The sequence below is a fragment of the Pseudomonas sp. W17 genome (assembly GCF_040268305.1).
Lineage (GTDB): Bacteria > Pseudomonadota > Gammaproteobacteria > Pseudomonadales > Pseudomonadaceae > Aquipseudomonas > Aquipseudomonas protegens.
On the sequence record NZ_CP158490.1, the window covers coordinates 3,898,345 to 3,916,014 of the forward strand.

General features: G+C 64.7%; 15 protein-coding genes and 1 riboswitch. Of the genes, 7 read left to right on the top strand and 8 right to left on the bottom strand.

The features are described from left to right. Positions 1–6 precede the first annotated feature (6 nt). Together ABCR88_RS17875 and ABCR88_RS17880 are read right to left on the bottom strand one after the other, a co-directional pair. Complete coding sequence (locus ABCR88_RS17875) at positions 7–1,170, bottom strand: acyl-CoA dehydrogenase family protein (RefSeq protein ID WP_041117800.1); 1,164 nt, start codon at positions 1,168–1,170, stop codon at positions 7–9. A gap of 34 nt (positions 1,171–1,204) precedes the next feature. Then, the gene (locus ABCR88_RS17880) at positions 1,205–2,032 is read right to left on the bottom strand and encodes a MaoC family dehydratase N-terminal domain-containing protein (protein WP_041120627.1); all 828 of its coding nucleotides are present in this window, start codon (positions 2,030–2,032) and stop codon (positions 1,205–1,207) included. Between the two features lie 142 nt (positions 2,033–2,174). Here ABCR88_RS17880 and ABCR88_RS17885 point away from each other — a divergent pair, with 142 nt between their 5' ends. After that, on the top strand, positions 2,175–3,080 hold the full coding sequence (locus ABCR88_RS17885; protein WP_232642347.1) for a LysR family transcriptional regulator: 906 nt from the start codon (positions 2,175–2,177) through the stop codon (positions 3,078–3,080). Between the two features lie 135 nt (positions 3,081–3,215). Next, positions 3,216–3,782 (top strand): GNAT family N-acetyltransferase, encoded by a 567-nt coding sequence (locus ABCR88_RS17890; RefSeq protein WP_350024024.1) that lies wholly within the window; start codon positions 3,216–3,218, stop codon positions 3,780–3,782. Between the two features lie 77 nt (positions 3,783–3,859). Here the strand turns inward: ABCR88_RS17890 and mntP are convergent, their stop codons facing one another. After that, complete coding sequence (mntP, locus tag ABCR88_RS17895; RefSeq protein ID WP_041117795.1) at positions 3,860–4,432, bottom strand: manganese efflux pump MntP; 573 nt, start codon at positions 4,430–4,432, stop codon at positions 3,860–3,862. 5 nt (positions 4,433–4,437) lie between these two features. After that, positions 4,438–4,603, bottom strand: a riboswitch (yybP-ykoY riboswitch). Positions 4,604–4,713: 110 nt separating this feature from the next. Here mntP and ABCR88_RS17900 point away from each other — a divergent pair. The 3 genes from ABCR88_RS17900 to ABCR88_RS17910 all read left to right on the top strand — a co-directional run bounded on the left by ABCR88_RS17900 (position 4,714) and on the right by ABCR88_RS17910 (position 7,929). Then, complete coding sequence (locus ABCR88_RS17900; RefSeq protein ID WP_011060937.1) at positions 4,714–5,202, top strand: GFA family protein; 489 nt, start codon at positions 4,714–4,716, stop codon at positions 5,200–5,202. 108 nt (positions 5,203–5,310) lie between these two features. Beyond that, positions 5,311–7,122, top strand: a complete 1,812-nt coding sequence (locus ABCR88_RS17905) for a serine hydrolase domain-containing protein (RefSeq protein ID WP_350402918.1) — start codon at positions 5,311–5,313, stop codon at positions 7,120–7,122. Between the two features lie 6 nt (positions 7,123–7,128). Next, positions 7,129–7,929, top strand: coding sequence for a MipA/OmpV family protein (locus ABCR88_RS17910; protein WP_350402920.1), 801 nt, complete (start codon positions 7,129–7,131; stop codon positions 7,927–7,929). 67 nt (positions 7,930–7,996) lie between these two features. On the opposite strand, the gene ABCR88_RS17915 is transcribed toward ABCR88_RS17910, so the two are convergent. The 3 genes from ABCR88_RS17915 to miaE all read right to left on the bottom strand — a co-directional run bounded on the left by ABCR88_RS17915 (position 7,997) and on the right by miaE (position 10,774). Further along, on the bottom strand, positions 7,997–9,286 hold the full coding sequence (locus ABCR88_RS17915; RefSeq protein ID WP_011060934.1) for an ATP-binding protein: 1,290 nt from the start codon (positions 9,284–9,286) through the stop codon (positions 7,997–7,999). Next, complete coding sequence (locus tag ABCR88_RS17920; protein ID WP_011060933.1) at positions 9,287–9,997, bottom strand: winged helix-turn-helix domain-containing protein; 711 nt, start codon at positions 9,995–9,997, stop codon at positions 9,287–9,289. A 171-nt stretch (positions 9,998–10,168) separates the two neighbouring features. Further along, complete coding sequence (gene miaE / locus ABCR88_RS17925) at positions 10,169–10,774, bottom strand: tRNA isopentenyl-2-thiomethyl-A-37 hydroxylase MiaE (RefSeq protein ID WP_011060932.1); 606 nt, start codon at positions 10,772–10,774, stop codon at positions 10,169–10,171. Between the two features lie 289 nt (positions 10,775–11,063). Here miaE and ABCR88_RS17930 point away from each other — a divergent pair, with 289 nt between their 5' ends. After that, entirely contained in the window at positions 11,064–11,927 is an 864-nt protein-coding gene (locus tag ABCR88_RS17930; RefSeq protein WP_041117789.1) for a universal stress protein, read from the top strand. 217 nt (positions 11,928–12,144) lie between these two features. On the opposite strand, the gene ABCR88_RS17935 is transcribed toward ABCR88_RS17930, so the two are convergent. After that, on the bottom strand, positions 12,145–12,612 hold the full coding sequence (locus tag ABCR88_RS17935; RefSeq protein WP_011060930.1) for a DUF1289 domain-containing protein: 468 nt from the start codon (positions 12,610–12,612) through the stop codon (positions 12,145–12,147). 409 nt (positions 12,613–13,021) lie between these two features. Here ABCR88_RS17935 and acnB point away from each other — a divergent pair, with 409 nt between their 5' ends. Beyond that, entirely contained in the window at positions 13,022–15,631 is a 2,610-nt protein-coding gene (gene acnB, locus ABCR88_RS17940; protein WP_011060929.1) for a bifunctional aconitate hydratase 2/2-methylisocitrate dehydratase, read from the top strand. A gap of 54 nt (positions 15,632–15,685) precedes the next feature. On the opposite strand, the gene ABCR88_RS17945 is transcribed toward acnB, so the two are convergent. Further along, the gene (locus ABCR88_RS17945; protein ID WP_019094304.1) at positions 15,686–17,359 is read right to left on the bottom strand and encodes a SulP family inorganic anion transporter; all 1,674 of its coding nucleotides are present in this window, start codon (positions 17,357–17,359) and stop codon (positions 15,686–15,688) included. Positions 17,360–17,670: the final 311 nt, after the last annotated feature.

Consider the following 17,670-nt stretch of genomic DNA (forward strand, 5'->3'; position numbering starts at 1 on the left):
GGCTCCTTAGAAGCTGCGGGGCAGCTCCAGCAAATGCTCGGCGACGTAGGACAGGATCAGGTTGGTGGAGATCGGCGCCACCTGGTACAGCCGGGTCTCGCGGAATTTGCGCTCGACGTCGTACTCGCAGGCAAAGCCGAAGCCGCCGTGGGTCTGCAGGCAGGCGTTGGCCGCCTCCCAGGAAGCCTTGGCCGCCAGGTACTTGGCCATGTTGGCGCTGGCCCCGGCGTTGCTCCCGCTGTCGTATTCCTCGCAGGCGCGCCAGCGCATCAGGTCGGCGGCCTCGATCTCGATATGGGCCTCGGCAATCGGGAACTGCACGCCCTGGTTCTGGCCGATGGGCCGGCCGAACACCACCCGGTCGCGGGCATAGGCGCTGGCCTTGTCGATGAACCAGCGGCCATCGCCGATGCATTCGGCGGCGATCAGCGTGCGCTCGGCGTTGAGGCCGTCGAGGATGTACTTGAAGCCCTTGCCCTCCTCGCCGATCAGGCTGTCGGCGGGCAGTTCCAGGTTGTCGAAGAACAGCTCGTTGGTCTCGTGGTTGACCATGTTGGCGATGGGCTGCACGGTCAGGCCGTTGCCGATGGCCTGGCGCAGGTCCACCAGGAAGATCGACATGCCTTCGGACTTCTTGCGCACCTCGGCCAGCGGCGTGGTGCGGGCCAGCAGGATCATCAGGTCGGAATGCTGAATGCGCGAGATCCACACCTTCTGCCCGTTGATCACGTACTTGTCGCCGCGGCGGATGGCAGTGGTCTTGATCTTGGTGGTGTCGGTGCCGGTGGTGGGCTCGGTGACGCCCATCGATTGCAGGCGCAGTTCGCCGCTGGCGAGCTTGGGCAGGTAGTAGCGCTTCTGCGCCTGACTGCCGTGGCGCAGCAGGGTGAACATGTTGTACATCTGCCCGTGCACGGTGCCGGAGTTGCCGCCGCAGCGGTTCACCTCTTCGAGGATCACCGAGGCTTCGGCCAGCCCCAGGCCGGAGCCGCCGTATTCGGCAGGGATCATCGCCGCCAGCCAGCCGGCCTCGGTCAGGGCCTTGACGAAGGCTTCCGGGAAGCCCTTGCGCTCATCGATGCCGCGCCAGTAGGCGGCGTCGAATTCGGCACACAGGGCACGCACGCCTTCACGGATGGCATTGAGTTCTTCAGTGTCATGGGGGGTCATCAATCGGCACTCCGCCTTTGCTTATTGTTGGAATTCAGTCGAACTGCACTTCGCCGCGCTGGGCCAGCCCGGAGCCGTCGCCGGCCCACAGTTCGGCGTGGCCAGGGGCGCTGATGCGCCCGCCGACCTCGAAAGGCTGCGGGGCAATCAAGGGCCGCAGGCCGCGGTAGGCGAAATGGCGCAGGCGCGCCTCGGGGTGGGCCCGGCAGAAGGCCCCCAGGCTCAGGGTGGCGATCAGCGGGCCGTGCACCACCACCCCCGGGTAGCCCTCGGTGGCGGTGACGTAGGGATAGTCGTAGTGGATGCGATGGCCGTTGAAGGTCACCGCGCTGTAGCGAAACAGCAAGGTCGGCGTGGGCTCCACCGGCTCGCGCCAGTCGCCTTCGGACAGCAGCTCGCCACTGCTCATTTTCGGCGGGGACGCTTCGCGGTAGACGATGTCCTGTTCTTCGCGCAGCGCCAGTTGGCCGTCCTGAAAATATTCGTGGCACAGGGTGACGAACAGCAGCTTGCCGGTGCGCCCGGCCTTTTCCTCGACCTGGAGGATGGTACTGGTGCAACTGGCCTCGGCGCCGGCCCGCAGCGGCCGGTGAAACGCCAGGCGGCCACCGGCCCACATGCGGTTGCGGTTGGCCGCCGGCGGCAGGAAACCGCCCCGCGCCGGATGCCCGTCGCCGCCCAGGGCCGAGGCCGGCTGTGGCTGCTGGAAGAAACACCAGTGCCACAACGGCGGCAGGGCCTCGCCCGGGGCCGGGGCGGGCTGGCCGAACGTGGCGGCGATGCGGGCCAGCAGGTTATGGCTGAGGTGGTCGTCGATCCGCTGGCTGCGGCCGATCCAGGCGCTGGGGTCGGTGGCACTCATGGTGGCAGGGTCCTGTGGCACGAAGGTGATGGCGGCCATCATGCAAGGGGCTGGCGCGTATGGAGAATTTGCATTTCTATAAACCGGCGTTCGTTTATGCTGAACGCCATTCGCCCCTACCCCTGCCTTCAGGAGCCCGGACATGCATTTCGATCTGGCGGACCTGCGCCTGTTTATCCATATTGCCGAATCCCCCAGCCTGACCCAGGGCGCGCGCCGCGCCTTCCTCTCGCCAGCGGCCGCCAGCGCGCGGATCAAGGCCCTGGAAGGCCAGCTTGAAACCCGCCTGCTGTACCGCGACAGCCGCGGCGTGGAAGTCACCCCCGCCGGCGAGCGGCTGCTGCAGCACGCGCGGCTGATCATGCGCCAGGTGGATTACCTGAAAAGCGAATTCACCCAGTACGGCGGCGATTCTTCCGGGCACATCCGCATCTTCGCCAACACCACGGCGGTCACCGAATTCTTGCCGGAAGTGCTGGCGAAATTTCTCTCGGTACGCCCGGGAGTCACGGTGGACCTGCAGGAGCGCCTGTCCCGGGACATCGTTCGCGGTGTGCTGGACGGCACCAGCGACATGGGCATCATCGCCGGCCCGGTGGAAGCCAGCGGCCTGCAGGTGCTGCACTTCAGCACCGACCACCTGGTGCTGATGGTGCCCGTGGGCCACCCGCTGTCGGGGCAGGCTTCGGTGACCCTGGAACAGACCCTGGCCTACCAGCACATCGGCCTGCATGAAGGCAGCACCCTCTTGACCTTCCTGCGCGAGCATGTGGAACGCCTGGGCAAGCAACTCTCGCTGCGCATCCAGGTGTCGAGCTTCGAAGCGATCTGCCGCATGGTGGAAGCCGGGGTCGGCATCGGCATCATTCCCGAATCCGCGGCCTTGCGGCACAGCCGCACCATGCAGCTGGTGACGGTGAAGCTGGATGAAAGCTGGGCCGTGCGCGAACGTAGCATCATCGTCCGCGAACTGGAGGCCCTGCCCGGCAGCGTGCGGGCGCTGATCGCGACGCTGATGCCCGATCCCCAGAGCCCGCAAGCCGTGTAACCGGTGATCGCCCTGGCCGGCCGCGCAAGCGAAGACATTGATACCGATCAAGTGCCCGCCTCGCCAGCGGAGTAAACCTGAAGCCAATCAGGGCTGTGTGCGCAGCCCGCCCTTTGGCTCCGCGGAGACTTGACCATGCCCAGCACCGCTCTCGATACCCTCGCCCACCCGTCGTTCCCGGCGCAGCAAGGCCAATACTGGATCGACGCCCTGAACGACGGCAGCCACGTGCTGATCCGCCCGCTGCGGCCCCAGGACCGGGAGCGGGAAAAGGCCTTTATCGAAAACCTCTCCCCGGCCACGCGGCACCAGCGCTTTCTCGGTGAGATCAAGGAAGTGGGCGAGCAACTGCTCAATCAACTGATGGATGTCGGCACGCCACAGCGGGTGGCTTATGTGGCCCTGGTCCACGACAACGGCGAACTGCGGGAAGTGGGGATCAGCCGCTACGCCCAGGTCGACGAGCAGCCCTCGCATTGCGAGTTCGCCGTGACCATCGCCGATGAGTGGCAAGGCAAGGGCCTCGGCGCGCTGCTGATGCAGCACCTGATCGACGAAGCCCGCAACAACGGTTTCCAGCAGATGTACTCGGTGGATTCCGCCGCCAACTACAGCATGCGCCGCCTGGCAAAACAGCTGGGCATGCGCAGCGCCATCGACCCCGATGACGCCACCCAGGTGATCCACAGCCTGGCGCTGTAACGCCAGAGCGCACCGCGCCTCGGCCCGAGGCGCGGCCGCATTGCCCGCAGAACCGGGCCCCGCCGCCGATACTGAAGTCAAGCCACAGCCGACAGGTGCTCGTAGAGAATTCCCGAGCCGACAATGATCAGCACCACCCCGCCCAGCACTTCGGCGCGCTGGCCCATCACCGTGCCAATGGCGCGGCCCAGCATCACTCCCAGGGTGACCATGGTCATGGTGGCCAGGCCGATGGCGCTGGCCGCGACCCAGATGTTGACGTTGACGAACGCCAGCCCCACCCCCACCGCCAGGGCATCGATGCTGGTGGCCAAGCCGGTCACCGCCAGCAGCCAGAAGCCGTGCTGGCGCGGTTTTTCTTCCTCGGCCTCAGCCTCCTGGCGGGTGCCGTTGTAGATCATGTGCAGGCCCAGAAACAGCAGCAGGCTGAAGGCGATCCAGTGGTCCCAGTTGGCCACCCATTGAGTCGCGGCCTGGCCGATGAACCAACCCACCACCGGGGTGATGGCTTCAATGACGCCGAAGATCAGGCCGATGCGCAAAGCTTCCAGCAGGCGCGGCTTGAGCATGGCCGAACCCTTGCCCACCGCGGCGGCGAAGGCATCGGTGGACATGGCGAAGGCAAGAAAGATGATCGAGGCTGGGTTCACGTTGAGTCTTCCGGTCGGGCTTGAGTCCACGACATGCCCACGCGCCCGACTTCAGCGCAGGTATGTCGATGGTCTCACCAACCGAAACGGTGCCCGTACCACGGCAGGTTGCCGAGAATGTTGATACGGGCGCCACCGCAGGGCGCGATGGCAGGCTACTCCCCAAAGAGGCGCGCAGCTTAGCCGGCCACATGTGAAAATTTCATCAGCACCGCGCCACGACAGCTGCTCGCACAGCGGCTAGCCTGTGCCATCCACCCGTTGATTCGTGGAGGTACCCCATGCAACTCCAGGGCTCCTGCCATTGCGGCGCCGTGCACTTCAGCCTGTCCAGCCGCCATCCCTATCCCTACCAGCGCTGCTACTGCTCGATCTGCCGCAAGACCCAGGGCGGTGGCGGCTACGCCATCAACCTGGGGGGCGATGCGGCCAGCCTCAAGGTACGTGGGCGCAAGCACATCGTCATCTACCATGCCCGGCTCAAGCCCGCCGGTGCCGCCCGGGCCCACAGCAGCAGCGCCGAACGGCACTTCTGCGGGCGCTGCGGCTCCGGGCTGTGGCTGTTCAGCCCACAATGGCCGGAGCTGATCCACCCTTTTGCCTCGGCCATCGACACCCCGTTGCCGGTGCCGCCGCAACACACCCACCTGATGCTCGACTCCAGGGCGCCCTGGGTCGAGGTCGATGCCGGGGCGCACGACCTGCAGTTCGCCGAATACCCCGAGGAATCGATTGCCCAGTGGCACCAGCGCCTGGGGCTGGAGGCCTGAGCGCAACCGGGGCTTAACAGTCTTTGACAGTTTCCCGACAAAGCTGTCAAAGACTGCCACGCCCCCCTTCCCTAGCATCCGCTGATCCAATTGGCCCTCGGGTGCTGCATGTCCCGCAAACTTCTCGGCCTGCCGCTGGTGGGCCTGCTCTTGAGCAACCTCGGCTGCAACGGCCAGCCTCCGGCGCCGCCGCCCATCGCGCCCGGCGATTACGCCAGCATCATCGGCTACCTGAAGCAGTACATCCCGCAACAGATGGCCGAACATCAGGTGCCCGGGCTATCCATAGCCCTGGTGGACGGCCAGCAACTGATCTGGGCCCGGGGCTTTGGCTTCGCCGACCAGGCCCGGGGCCTGCAAGTGACCGAAAACACCGCGTTTCGCGCCGGCGCCCTGTCGCAATTGCTGACTGCCACGGCGGTGATGCAACTGGTGGAACAAGGGCGCCTGCAACTGGACGCGCCGCTGCAGGACACCCTCAGGGAGTTCTACGTCCGCTCGCGCTTCCACGAGGACCAGAACGCCGCCGACCGGGCCGTGACTCTGCGCCGCCTGCTCAGCCACCAGGGCGGCATTCCCAGCGAATACCTGCGCGACGCACGCACCCCCAACGCCCTCGACGAACTGCCGGGAAAGCTCAGCGGGCTGTGGCTGAGCAACGCTCCGGGAACCCAGACCGCCTACTCCAACCTCGGTTATGCCCTGCTCGGGGCAGCGGTGGAGCGCAGCAGCGGCGTGGATTTCGAACAGCAGTTGCAGAAGAGCCTGCTGCGCCCACTGGGCATGAGCCAGTCGAGCTTTGTCGGGGACAGCCGCGCCCAGCCCTACCGGGCAAGAGGTTATGAAGACGGTGTCAGCAGCGATGCGCTGGTCCGCGACCTTTCCGCCCAGGGCCTGTGGAGCAGCCCGCGGGACCTGAGCCGCTATGTGCGCATGCTGTTCGCCCAGGGCCGGTACCAGGACCGCCAACTGCTCTCGGCGGCATCCATCGACGAAATGGTGCGCACGCAGAACGCCGGCAACCCGCTGGATTTCGACTGCCAGGTAGGCCTTGGCTGGTTCCTGTCGCCCTGCGGCGAGGAATGGGTCCGGCCAGATATGCGCACCTGGCAGCAAAGCGGTTTCGGCGAGGGTTTTCATGCCCGGATCAGCGTGCTGGCCGAGCAGCAGCTGGCGGTGATCGTGATGAGCAATTCCGACAGCGGCGAGGCCCTGGCCCAGCCCCTGGTGCCCCAGGTACTGCGCATGCTGCTGCAGGCCCACGGCGCCCCGCCACCGCCACCGCCACCGGCCACGGCCCCCCAGGCCCAGCAACGTCGGGTTCCGCAAGCGGCGGATCGCCGGCACCTGGCGGGCTTCTATGCCACCCGCTGGGGTGTGCTGCGGATCCGCGACCAGCACCAGCGCCTGTACGCCGAGCTGGCCGGCGAGCGCTACGAACTGCTGCGGGACGAACAGGGCTGGCTAAGGGTGCGCAAGAAGCGCCTCGGGCTCTGGCCCCAGGACCTGGGCCCGCTGGGGCAACTGCAACTGGACGTGATGCAGGTCCAGGGCCATCGGGTGTTCACCGCCAAGAGCCACGGCCAGTTGCTGGCGGTGGGAGAACGGATCGAACCGGTGCCCCTGACGGACAACTGGCTGGCCACGGTCGGCACCTACCAGGCTCTGAGCGACGCCCCCGGCGAACCGCCCATCAACGGCATGGACATCGCCCTGGAGGACGGCTTCCTGATGATCCGCAGCCTGCAGCAAGGCCGTCCCCTCACCGACTACATCCTCGCCCCGGTGGACAACGCCCACGCGGTGATCGCCGGCAACGGCCCGGGCCTGGGCGACACCGTGCGCCGCCAGGTCAACGGCGTGAACGTCCTGGGCTACTCATTCAAACGCACCTATAACGCCAACCATCTGAGGTTCTGACCCTTCATGAAAACCCTGAAACACTCCACCACCGCCGCCTTGTGGGCCGGCACCCTGGGCCTGAGCACGGTCTGCGGCACGCTGCACGCCGAAGACTGGAAGTACGGCGTGCACGCCGGGGTGGCCAGCGTGCCGCGCTACAGCGGCAGTGACGAACGCGCCCTGGCGCCGATTCTCGGCGGCGAGATCATCAGCCCCTGGGGCGTGTTCCTCAATACCGACCAGGGCCTGGGCTGGGGCAACGAATGGGGCGACCTGTCGTTCAGTACCTGGGTCGGCCCGAGCGAATCACGGCGCGACAAGAACCACCTGGGCCAGGGCTCCAAGCGCCTCAGGGGCATGGGCGAAATAAAGACCCGGGCACAGTTCGGCGCGCACCTGGGCTATGACCTGGGGCCGTTCGAACTGGGCGCCACCCTGACCCACGCGGTGAAGAAGAACGACAACCGCGACACCGGCTCGGCCTACAGCGCACTGGAACTGAGCATTGGCAGCAACCTCTACCAGGGCCGCTTCGGCAGCCTGGATGCCAGCCTCAACAGCCTGTTCGGCAACGCCGACTACATGCAGACCTGGTATGGGGTGAGCGACACCCAGGCGGCCCACAGCCGCTTCGGCGCCTACCGGGCCAAGGGTGGACGGGTCAGCAGCGGTGCCGACCTGGCCTGGACCCTGCCCCTCAATGAGCAGACCAAGGTCTCGACCCTGCTGTCGATGAAGTACCTGAGCAAGGAAGCCGGCGACAGCCCGATCGTCGACCGGCGCATGCAGACCAGCATCGCCACTCAACTTGAGTACAGCTTCTAAGAAAGGGAACGCGCGGCCCGTGATCACGGGCCGCGTTGCTGCGCAGGTTCAGGGCTGCGCGCGAACCTCAGTCGAGGTGGGCCCAGGTCATGCGGAACGAGGCACCGCCCCACTCCGAATCCGCCACTTCGACCTTGCCGCCGTGCCATTGCGAGACCCGCCGCACCAGCGCCAGGCCCAGGCCGAAACCGCCGGTACGCCGGTCACGGCTGGCGTCGAGACGGGAAAACGGCTCGAAGATCTTCTCCCGGCCATCCACCGGCACCCCGGGACCATCATCGTTGACCCGCACTTCGTAGCCATGCTCCAGGCGCACCAGGGACACCTCGACCCGGCGGTCGGCGTAGCGGATGGCGTTGCGCAGCAGGTTGATCACTGCCCGGGCCATGAAGCGCGGTTCGATGCGCACGTACTCCACCTGGCAGGAACGGATCAGCAGTTGCACCCCGGCCGCCTCGGCCTCCAGGGCCACGCTGCCGACCACGCTGTCGAGCCAGCTCTGGGCCTGGATATTTTCCCGGTTGATGGTGGCCGCGCCATGTTCCAGGCTGGCGTAGCTGAGGAGTTCGGAGACCATTTCCTCCAGCTCGCCGAGGTCGGCATACATGTCGGCGATCAACTCGCGGTTTTCATCCGGATCTGGCTGTTGCTGCAACTGGTCCAGCTCGAAGGACAGCCGGGCGATGGGCGTGCGCAGTTCGTGGGACACCGCGTTGGTCAACTCCCGCTGATTGGCGATCAGCCCCTCGATGCGCGCCGCCATGCGGTTGAAGTGCTGGGCCAGGTCGCGGATGTTGGAACGCCGCGACAGGTGCAGCCGGGTGCCCAGGTCGTTGTCGCCAAAACGTTCGGCGGCCAGGCGCAGACGCTCCAGGTCGCGCCAGTGCGGGCGCACCCAGAAGTACAGGACGATGGCCAGCAGCGCGCCGAGCAAGGCATAGGCGGCGATGTTGTAGAGCAGGGTCAGGGGCGGGTCTTCCGGCAGCTTGATGCTCAACAGTTGCTTGCCGCCGTCGATGCTGCCGATGAATTCGGTGAACTCCTCGCGCACCACCAACTGGTTGGAATCCAGCAGGGCCTGTTCGCGCACGCTCAGGTCCAGGTCGTCGGCCTGCACCAGTTTGAGCAGCAGCCCGTAGTGCGGCTTGAGCTGCTCCAGCTGCTGCTGACGCCCGGCCTCGTCGAACGGCCGCAACTGTTCGCTCAGGCTGTAGGCCGGCCCGCGCACCGCATCGCGGTTGTAGGACTCGATCAGGTCGGCGGCCAGGTAGTTGATGAAGATGTGTTGCACCGCGGTCATGGCCCCGGCGAAGCCCAGGGCCAGGAACAGGTAGAGCCCCAGAAACAGACGCAGCATTCAAACCTCCCAGGCGAACGGATTGAACAGGTAGCCCTTGCCCCACACGGTCTTGATGCACACCGGCTCGCGCGGGTTGTCCTTGAGCTTGCCCCGCAGCTTGCTGATGTAGACGTCGACACTGCGGTTGAGGCCGTCAAACTCGATGCCGCGCATGCGGTTGAGGATGTCGTCCCGGGACAGGGTCTTGCCCGGCGCGCTGGCCAGCAGCCAGAGCAGCTCGAACTCCATGGTGGTCAGTTCCACCGGCTCGCCCGCCAGGCGCACCTCGCGGCTGTTGCGGTCGATGCTCAGCACGCCGAATGCCAGGGCCCCGCGCAGGGTGGTGGTTTCCGGCACCTGGCGCCGTTGCAGGGCCCGCAGGCGCGCCAGCAGCACCGCCGGTTTTATAGGCTTGATCACGTAGTCATCGGCGCCGGATTCCAGGCCGAGAATGTGGTCCAGGTCGTCTTCCTTGGCGGTGAGGATGACGATGGGGGTGTCCGCCACGGCGCGGATCTCCCGGCACACGTGCAGGCCGCTCTGGCCGGGCAGCATCAGGTCGAGCACCACCAGTTTCGGTTTGAATTCGAGAAATGCCGCCAGGGCGGTATCACCGCGGTGGACCGTCAGCACTTCAAAGCCGTGCTGGGACAGAAAATGCGCGATCAGCCCGGCGAGCTTCTCGTCATCTTCCACCAGCAACACCTTGCCAAGACCCAGGTTTTCCATATTTGCCAATCTGTGAACGCACAATTTGTGCGCGCGCATTATAGGGGGCAAGAGGTTAAGGAAAGGATAACGCAAGCCACAAAACCCGGGACTTGCAGCGGTTTTGCGCGATATTTCATTCTTTTAAGAGTTTTTAACAATTTGCCCCTGCTTTTACACAAGGGCAGTCGTTCACCAGGCCGGCACGCCACTGTGAAAACGGAACTCCGGATCCGGCGACTCGATCAGTTCCTGCTCCGCCGCCCGCACCCGGTCGATGACCTGGGCGATGTCCTTGGCGTCGCCATACTGATAGGCCAGCTTCAGGTAGCCCTGGTAGTGCCGGGCCTCGCTTTTGAGCAGGCCGAAGTAGAACTTGCCCAGTTCCTCGTCCAGGTGCGGCACCAGGGCTTCGAAACGCTCGCAGCTGCGGGCTTCGATAAAGGCGCCCACCACCAGGGTGTCCACCAGCTTCACCGGCTCGTGGCTGCGCACTACCTTGCGCAGGCCCGAGGCATAGCGCCCGGCATGCAACTGGCGCAGCTCGACCTTGCGCTTCTTCATCAGGCGCAGGACCTGCTCATGGTGCACCAGCTCTTCCCGGGCCAGGCGCGACATCATGTTGATCAGGTCGACATGGGCGTGGTACTTGGCGATCAGGCTCAAGGCGGTGCTGGCGGCCTTGAACTCGCAGTTCTTGTGGTCGATCAGCAGGGTTTCCTGGTCGGCCAGGGCCGCCTGGACCCAGGCGTCGGGCGTGCGGCAGCCAAGAAAGTCGGGAATTTCAGGAAAGTTCATCGGCGCATTTCCGAACAATCAGCCACCACCGCAAAGCGGCAGGCAGCACTATCAGTGATCGTTAACATGAGGCTCACGGGACAAAAGGCTTCATAGCGAAAGGCCGGCGATTATACCGGCCGGGCCGCAGACCACCAGCGGCCGCGATTGACATGCATCAACATCCGGCCCGGGCGCCAGCAACTATAGTTGTGCACGCTAGGGTCTGTTCCCGTTTGGTGACGAGCCGCGTTGCTGGGCCAAACGGGAACAGACCCTAACCGTTCATCCCTTCCTGGAGATCCCGATCATGCAAAGCATCCGCAGTATCCTGGTGGTCATCGATCCCACGCCCGGCGAAAGCCTTGCCCTCAAGCGCGCCAAGCTGATTGCCGGGGTCACCCAGGCCCACCTGCACCTGCTGGTCTGCGACAGAAAGCACGAGCATTCGGCGCTGCTGAGCGTACTCAAGAGCAGCCTCACCGGCGAAGGCTACAGCGTCACCACCGAGCAGGCCTGGAACGAAAGCCTGCACGAAACCATCATTGATGTGCAGCAGGCCGAGGGCTGCGGCCTGGTGATCAAGCAGCACCTGCCGGACGCCCCCCTGAAGAAAGCCCTGCTGACCCCGGCGGACTGGAAACTGCTGCGCTACTGCCCGACTCCGGTGCTGCTGGTCAAGACCGCCACGCCCTGGGCCAGCGGCGTGGTGATGGCCGCCATCGACGTCGGCAACATGGACGGCGAGCACCGGGCCTTGCACGCCAGTATCGTCGACCACGGCTTCGATATCGCCAGCCTGGCCAAGGCCCAGTTGCATGTGATCAGCGCTCACCCGTCGCCGATGCTGTCGGCCGCCGACCCGGTGTTCCAGCTCAAGGAAACCATCGAGGCGCGCTATCGCGAGCAGTGCAAGGCGTTCCAGGCCGAGTTCGACATCGACGACGCCCACCTGCATATCGAGGAAGGCCCGGCCGATGTGCTGATTCCCCACCTGGCCCACAAGCTTGGCGCCGTGCTGACCATCATCGGCACCGTGGCCCGCACCGGGATTTCCGGGGCACTGATCGGCAACACCGCCGAAGTGGTGCTCGACTCCCTGGACAGCGACGTGCTGGTGCTCAAGCCGGCGGACATCATGGATCACCTGGAAGAGCTGGCAGCCAAGGCTTGAGCCCCCTCCCCGCAACGCCATCGCGTGATCTGCGTCGTCCATGACGACGCCTTCGCTGGCAAGCCAGCTCCTACAGAGCCCCATCAACCTCACCCCGTAGGAGCCGGCTTGCCGGCGAAGAGGCCCGCAAGCCTTGCACCGCCCTGGCGGCCGTCTTCGCTGGCAAGCCAGCTCCTGCAGTGGCATTTGCGTGGGAGTTATTCGCGTGGCGAAGCACTCAGCCGAGGGCATCCTTGAGAAAGCCGGGGGCGATGTAGCGCTGGTAGTGGGCTTCGGACAGCAGGAAGAATTCCCGATCAATGGCGTCGCGCAACTCCGGCAGGGCCCAGTCGCGAAACTCAGGCAGCAGCACCATCCCATAGGCATCGAGCTGGTTGATCACTCGCGCGCCACGGGCAATCAGCTGGTAGGCCCAGCAATACTCGGACTGATGGGGCACGAAGCGGATCTTGCGCTGCTCCAGTTGCTCGCGCAGGCGCACCGGATCGAAGACTTCCAGCTTGGCCGCCATCACCTGCACCAGCAGGTGCTCAAGACGCAGCCAGACCGCGCGTTTTTCCTCCTCGTTGTAACCATTCCAGTTGATCACTTCATGGTGGAAACGCTTGCAGCCACGGCAAACCAGATCGCCGTAAACCGTGGAACAGAGGCCGACGCAGGGGGTTTTGATGGTCTGATTGGGCATAGATAGACGACGCACGCAAAAGCAAAACAGTGGGCAATGTTAGCCCTTTGTCTAAGATTGATCACCCCTCAAACTTCAATACAGCAACTTACGTTGAGGCTTTTTTTACCGTAGAATCAGCCAGCCTTTTTAGGCGCCAATGTCCGTTTGAAGCTGTTTTCAAAGCGTCACGAGCACAGTCGTTCCTTCAGAGCGGTGTTGGCGAGGGGTTTTTCCAGCGGGGAAAAACCCAACGCCAACCCTCATCAGCTCCCCGTTCTGCAGGCGTAAAACTTTGAAAGCAGCTTCTGTAAGGAATTGTCGGTAATTCTGGCTAAGTGGCCCACAACGCCACGCAGCGCATGAGTACGGCAATTTCGGGATGAGCGTCCCGGACACCCATTTGGGACCACTGATGAGGGTAATAACTGTGCTTGAAGCCTACCGCAAACATATCGAAGAGCGTGCAGCACTGGGTATCGTTCCCCAGCCGCTTAACGCCGAACAAACTGCAGGCCTGGTCGAGCTGCTGAAGAATCCCCCGGCTGGCGAAGAAGCTTTCCTCGTTGACCTGATCACCAATCGCGTTCCACCAGGAGTCGACGAAGCCGCCTACGTCAAGGCCGGTTTCCTCTCCGCGCTGGCCAAAGGCGAAGCCTCCTCCCCTCTGATCGACAAGAAGCGCGCCGTTGAACTGCTGGGCACCATGCAGGGCGGCTACAACATCGTGACCCTGGTGAACCTGCTGGACGACGCCGAACTGGCGCCAGTGGCCGCCGCTCAACTCAAGCACACCCTGCTGATGTTCGACGCCTTCCACGACGTCGCGGAAAAAGCCAAGAACGGCAACGTTCACGCCCAAGGCGTACTGCAATCCTGGGCCGACGGCGAGTGGTTCAAGAATCGCCCGGTACTGGCCGACAAGATCAGCCTGCGGGTGTTCAAGGTCACCGGCGAAACCAACACCGACGACCTGTCCCCGGCACCAGACGCCTGGTCCCGCCCGGACATCCCGCTGCACGCCCTGGCCATGCTGAAAATGGCCCGTGACGGCATCGTTCCGGACGAGCAAGGCAAGACCGGCCCGATGAAGCAGATCGAAGAAATGCGCGGTCAAGGCTTCCCGATCGCCTACGTCGGTGACGTGGTCGGCACCGGTTCGTCCCGTAAATCGGCCACCAACTCGGTGCTGTGGTTCTTCGGCGACGACGTGCCTTATGTTCCGAACAAGCGTGCCGGCGGCTTCTGCTTCGGCAGCAAGATCGCCCCGATCTTCTACAACACCATGGAAGACGCCGGCGCCCTGCCGATCGAATTCGACGTGTCGAAGATGAACATGGGCGACGTGATCGACCTGTACCCGCACGCAGGCAAAGTCTGCAAGCACGGGACCGACGAAGTCCTGGCCACCTTCGAAATGAAGACCCCGGTCCTGCTCGACGAAGTCCGTGCCGGCGGCCGTATCCCGCTGATCATCGGCCGTGGCCTGACCGAGAAGGCTCGCGCCGAACTGGGCCTGCCTGCGTTCGACCTGTTCAAGAAGCCCGAAGCCCCTGTTGAAAGCACCAAGGGCTTCACCCTGGCGCAGAAGATGGTCGGCAAGGCCTGCGGCCTGGCAGAAGGCAAAGGCGTTCGTCCTGGCACCTACTGCGAACCGAAGATGACCACCGTGGGCTCCCAGGACACCACCGGTCCAATGACCCGTGACGAACTGAAAGACCTGGCGTGCCTGGGCTTCTCCGCTGACCTGGTGATGCAGTCCTTCTGCCACACCGCGGCGTATCCGAAGCCGATCGACGTGACCACCCACCACACCCTGCCTGACTTCATCATGACCCGCGGCGGCGTTTCCCTGCGTCCGGGCGACGGCATCATCCACTCGTGGCTGAACCGCATGCTGCTGCCGGACACCGTCGGTACCGGTGGTGACTCCCACACCCGCTTCCCGATGGGCATCTCGTTCCCGGCCGGCTCCGGCCTGGTGGCGTTCGCCGCTGCCACCGGCGTCATGCCGCTGGACATGCCGGAATCGATCCTGGTGCGCTTCAAAGGCAAAATGAAACCTGGCATCACCCTGCGTGACCTGGTCCATGCCATTCCTTACTTCGCCATCCAGAACGGCCTGCTGACCGTCGAGAAGAAAGGCAAGAAAAACGCCTTCTCCGGCCGCATCCTGGAAATCGAAGGCCTGGAAGGCCTGACCCTGGAGCAGGCGTTCGAACTGTCCGACGCCTCGGCCGAACGTTCGGCTGCCGGTTGCACCATCAAGCTGTCGAAAGAGTCGATCACCGAGTACCTGCAGTCCAACATCACCCTGCTGCGCTGGATGATCGGCGAGGGCTACGGTGACGCACGTACCCTGGAACGTCGCGCGCAAGCGATGGAAGCCTGGATCGCCAACCCGCAACTGATGGAAGCCGATGCCGACGCCGAATACGCCGAAATCATCGAAATCGACCTGGCCGACATCAGCGAGCCTGTACTGTGCGCGCCGAACGACCCGGACGACGCCCGTCTGCTGTCCAGCGTTGCTGGCGAGAAGATCGACGAAGTGTTCATCGGTTCGTGCATGACCAACATCGGTCACTTCCGCGCTGCCGGTAAACTGCTGGATCAGGTCAAGGGCCAGCTGCCAACCCGTCTGTGGCTGTCGCCGCCGACCAAGATGGACGCTCACCAACTGACCGAAGAAGGCTACTACGGCATCTACGGCAAGGCCGGCGCACGCATGGAAATGCCGGGCTGCTCGCTGTGCATGGGTAACCAGGCACGCGTCGAGCCGAACAGCACCGTGGTGTCGACCTCGACCCGTAACTTCCCGAACCGTCTGGGTGATGGCGCCAACGTCTACCTGGCTTCGGCCGAGCTGGCGTCGGTGGCTTCGATCCTGGGTCGCCTGCCGACCGTCGAGGAGTACATGGAATACGCTGGCAAGATCGACAGCATGGCGGCCGATATCTACCGCTACCTGTCCTTCGACCAGATCGCCGAGTTCCGTGAAGCGGCTGCCAACGCCAACATCCCGGTGGTGCAAGCCTAAGGCTGTAGCGTTGTAAGAAGGAACGCCGCGTATTCCACGATACGCGGCGTTTTTTTATGCCTGGGAAATAGCCCCGGCCTTCCAGCCCCGCAGGCTCTCCTGCAGCGTGTCGTCGACGCTGGTGCCGCTGAGCAGCACCTGGTACTCGCGGCTCGACGGCAGCAGTGCCAGGGCGTCCTTGGCCTCGTGCTTGAGCCGCGCCAGGGCCAGGTGCTTGTGCTCCAGGCTGACCTGGCGGAAGAACTCGTCCAGGGCCTCGATGCTGGTGCCGTCCAGGTCCGGGGACTCCTCCAGGCTGAGGATGATGCTGTGGATCGGTGCCTGCACGTGGCGGATCAGGCGCAGGGCGCCGCCAAGGATGCGTTCGGCGTTGGCGAAGAACAGCGCCTCCCCCGGCCGCAGGATCAGCACGCCGGGCACCTGTCGGGCCTGAGGATGACGGCTGAGATCGACAAAGTCGTGGCCGCTGCCCAGTTGCCCGAGGATCTGGATATCCGCCGCCGACATCTGCCGCAGCAGCAACAGGATGCTGATGCCCACTGACAGCAGCAGCCCGTCCAGCACCCCCAGCACCAGCACCGCGCTGACCGCGCAGATCACCAGCACCCGGTCACGCCGCCAGATGAAGTAGCGCCCCAGGGGTTGCAGGCTCAGGCCATGGCCCAGGGCGTACATGACAATCGCCGCCAGCACCGGCTCCGGGGTCAGGGCGATATAGGGCAGCACGGTCAGCACGATGAGCAGCATCACCGCCGCCGCGGTCAGCCCTGCCAGGCGCGAGCGCGCCCCGGCCGCTTCATTGGCGGAGGTGGCCGAGTAGCCGGCCCCTGCGGGCATGCCATGGAACAGCCCCGAGAGCAGATTGGAAGCGCCCAGGGCCAGCAGGTCGCGGTTGGAGGAAACCCGGTCGCCATGCTTCAGGGCAAAGGAGCTGATGGAACCATAGGATTCGGCATACAGGATCATCACCAGAGCGAACGCCAGCTCCCCCAGGCGCAGCCAGTCGGCAAAAGGCAGTTGCGGCAGGCTCGGCACCTCCAGCTTGAGTTCGATGACCCCGATCAGGTCGACGCCATGGGCCGGCAGGTTGAACCACTGGCCGGCGCCAATGCCGATCACCACCGCCACCAGCCCGCCGGGCACATAGGGAATTCGCGAGCAGATCCCCAGCACCAGCAGCGCCACCGCCGCCACCGCGGCGCCGGCCCAGTTCCATTGCGGCCACTGCTCCAGCAACTGCGGCAGGAAGCGCACCAGGTTACCGGTGCTCAGGTGCACCCCGACCACGGTGGCGAACTGCTTGAGGACAATGGTCAATGCCAGGCCGAAGGCAAAGCCGCGCAGCACCGGCTTGGCAATGAAGGCGGTCACGCCGCCCAGGCGGAACAGCCCGGCCAGGAGGAAGAACACCCCAGTGAGCAGCACCAGGGCAAAGGCCAGGCTCAGGCGCAGCTGGGCGTCGCCACCGGCCAGGGACAGGGTGGCCGCCGCCAGCACCGCGGCCGACGATGAAGTGGCAGAAACAATGGCAAAGCGGCTGGTGCCCAACAGGCCGTAGCACAGCAACCCGGCAAACAGGGCAATGACCCCGGCCTGGGGCGGCAAGGCGGCGATGCTGGAATAGGCTACGGCTTCCGGCAACAACAGGCCGGCAATGGACAGGCCGGCCAGCAGGTCGCGGGTGCGCTTGGGTGCAGCGGTTGGGTGGGTCAGGGGTTCAGTGGCCAATCGGGTTCATCCGTGACAACGCAAAATCCAGATTCAGGGGGTGTCGCCCAACGGAATAAACATGTTTGGGCAGGCTTGCAGCCAGAGGGGCGGGAATGGCCATGGGCGGGTTCCTGGCAGCAATAAGAGCACCAGCTTAGCCCTTTATTCAAGGCAGCAAACAATCCTGATCAATGCCTTGAACGACAACGCCGCCGGTACAGTGAAGTACCGACGGCGTTGTGTGCAGCAGCGGGTTCGCCAGGGAGGCGTCCGCGCACCTTGCAGTTGGCTTGCGGGCCTCTTCGCCGGCAAGCCGGCTCCTACCGGAA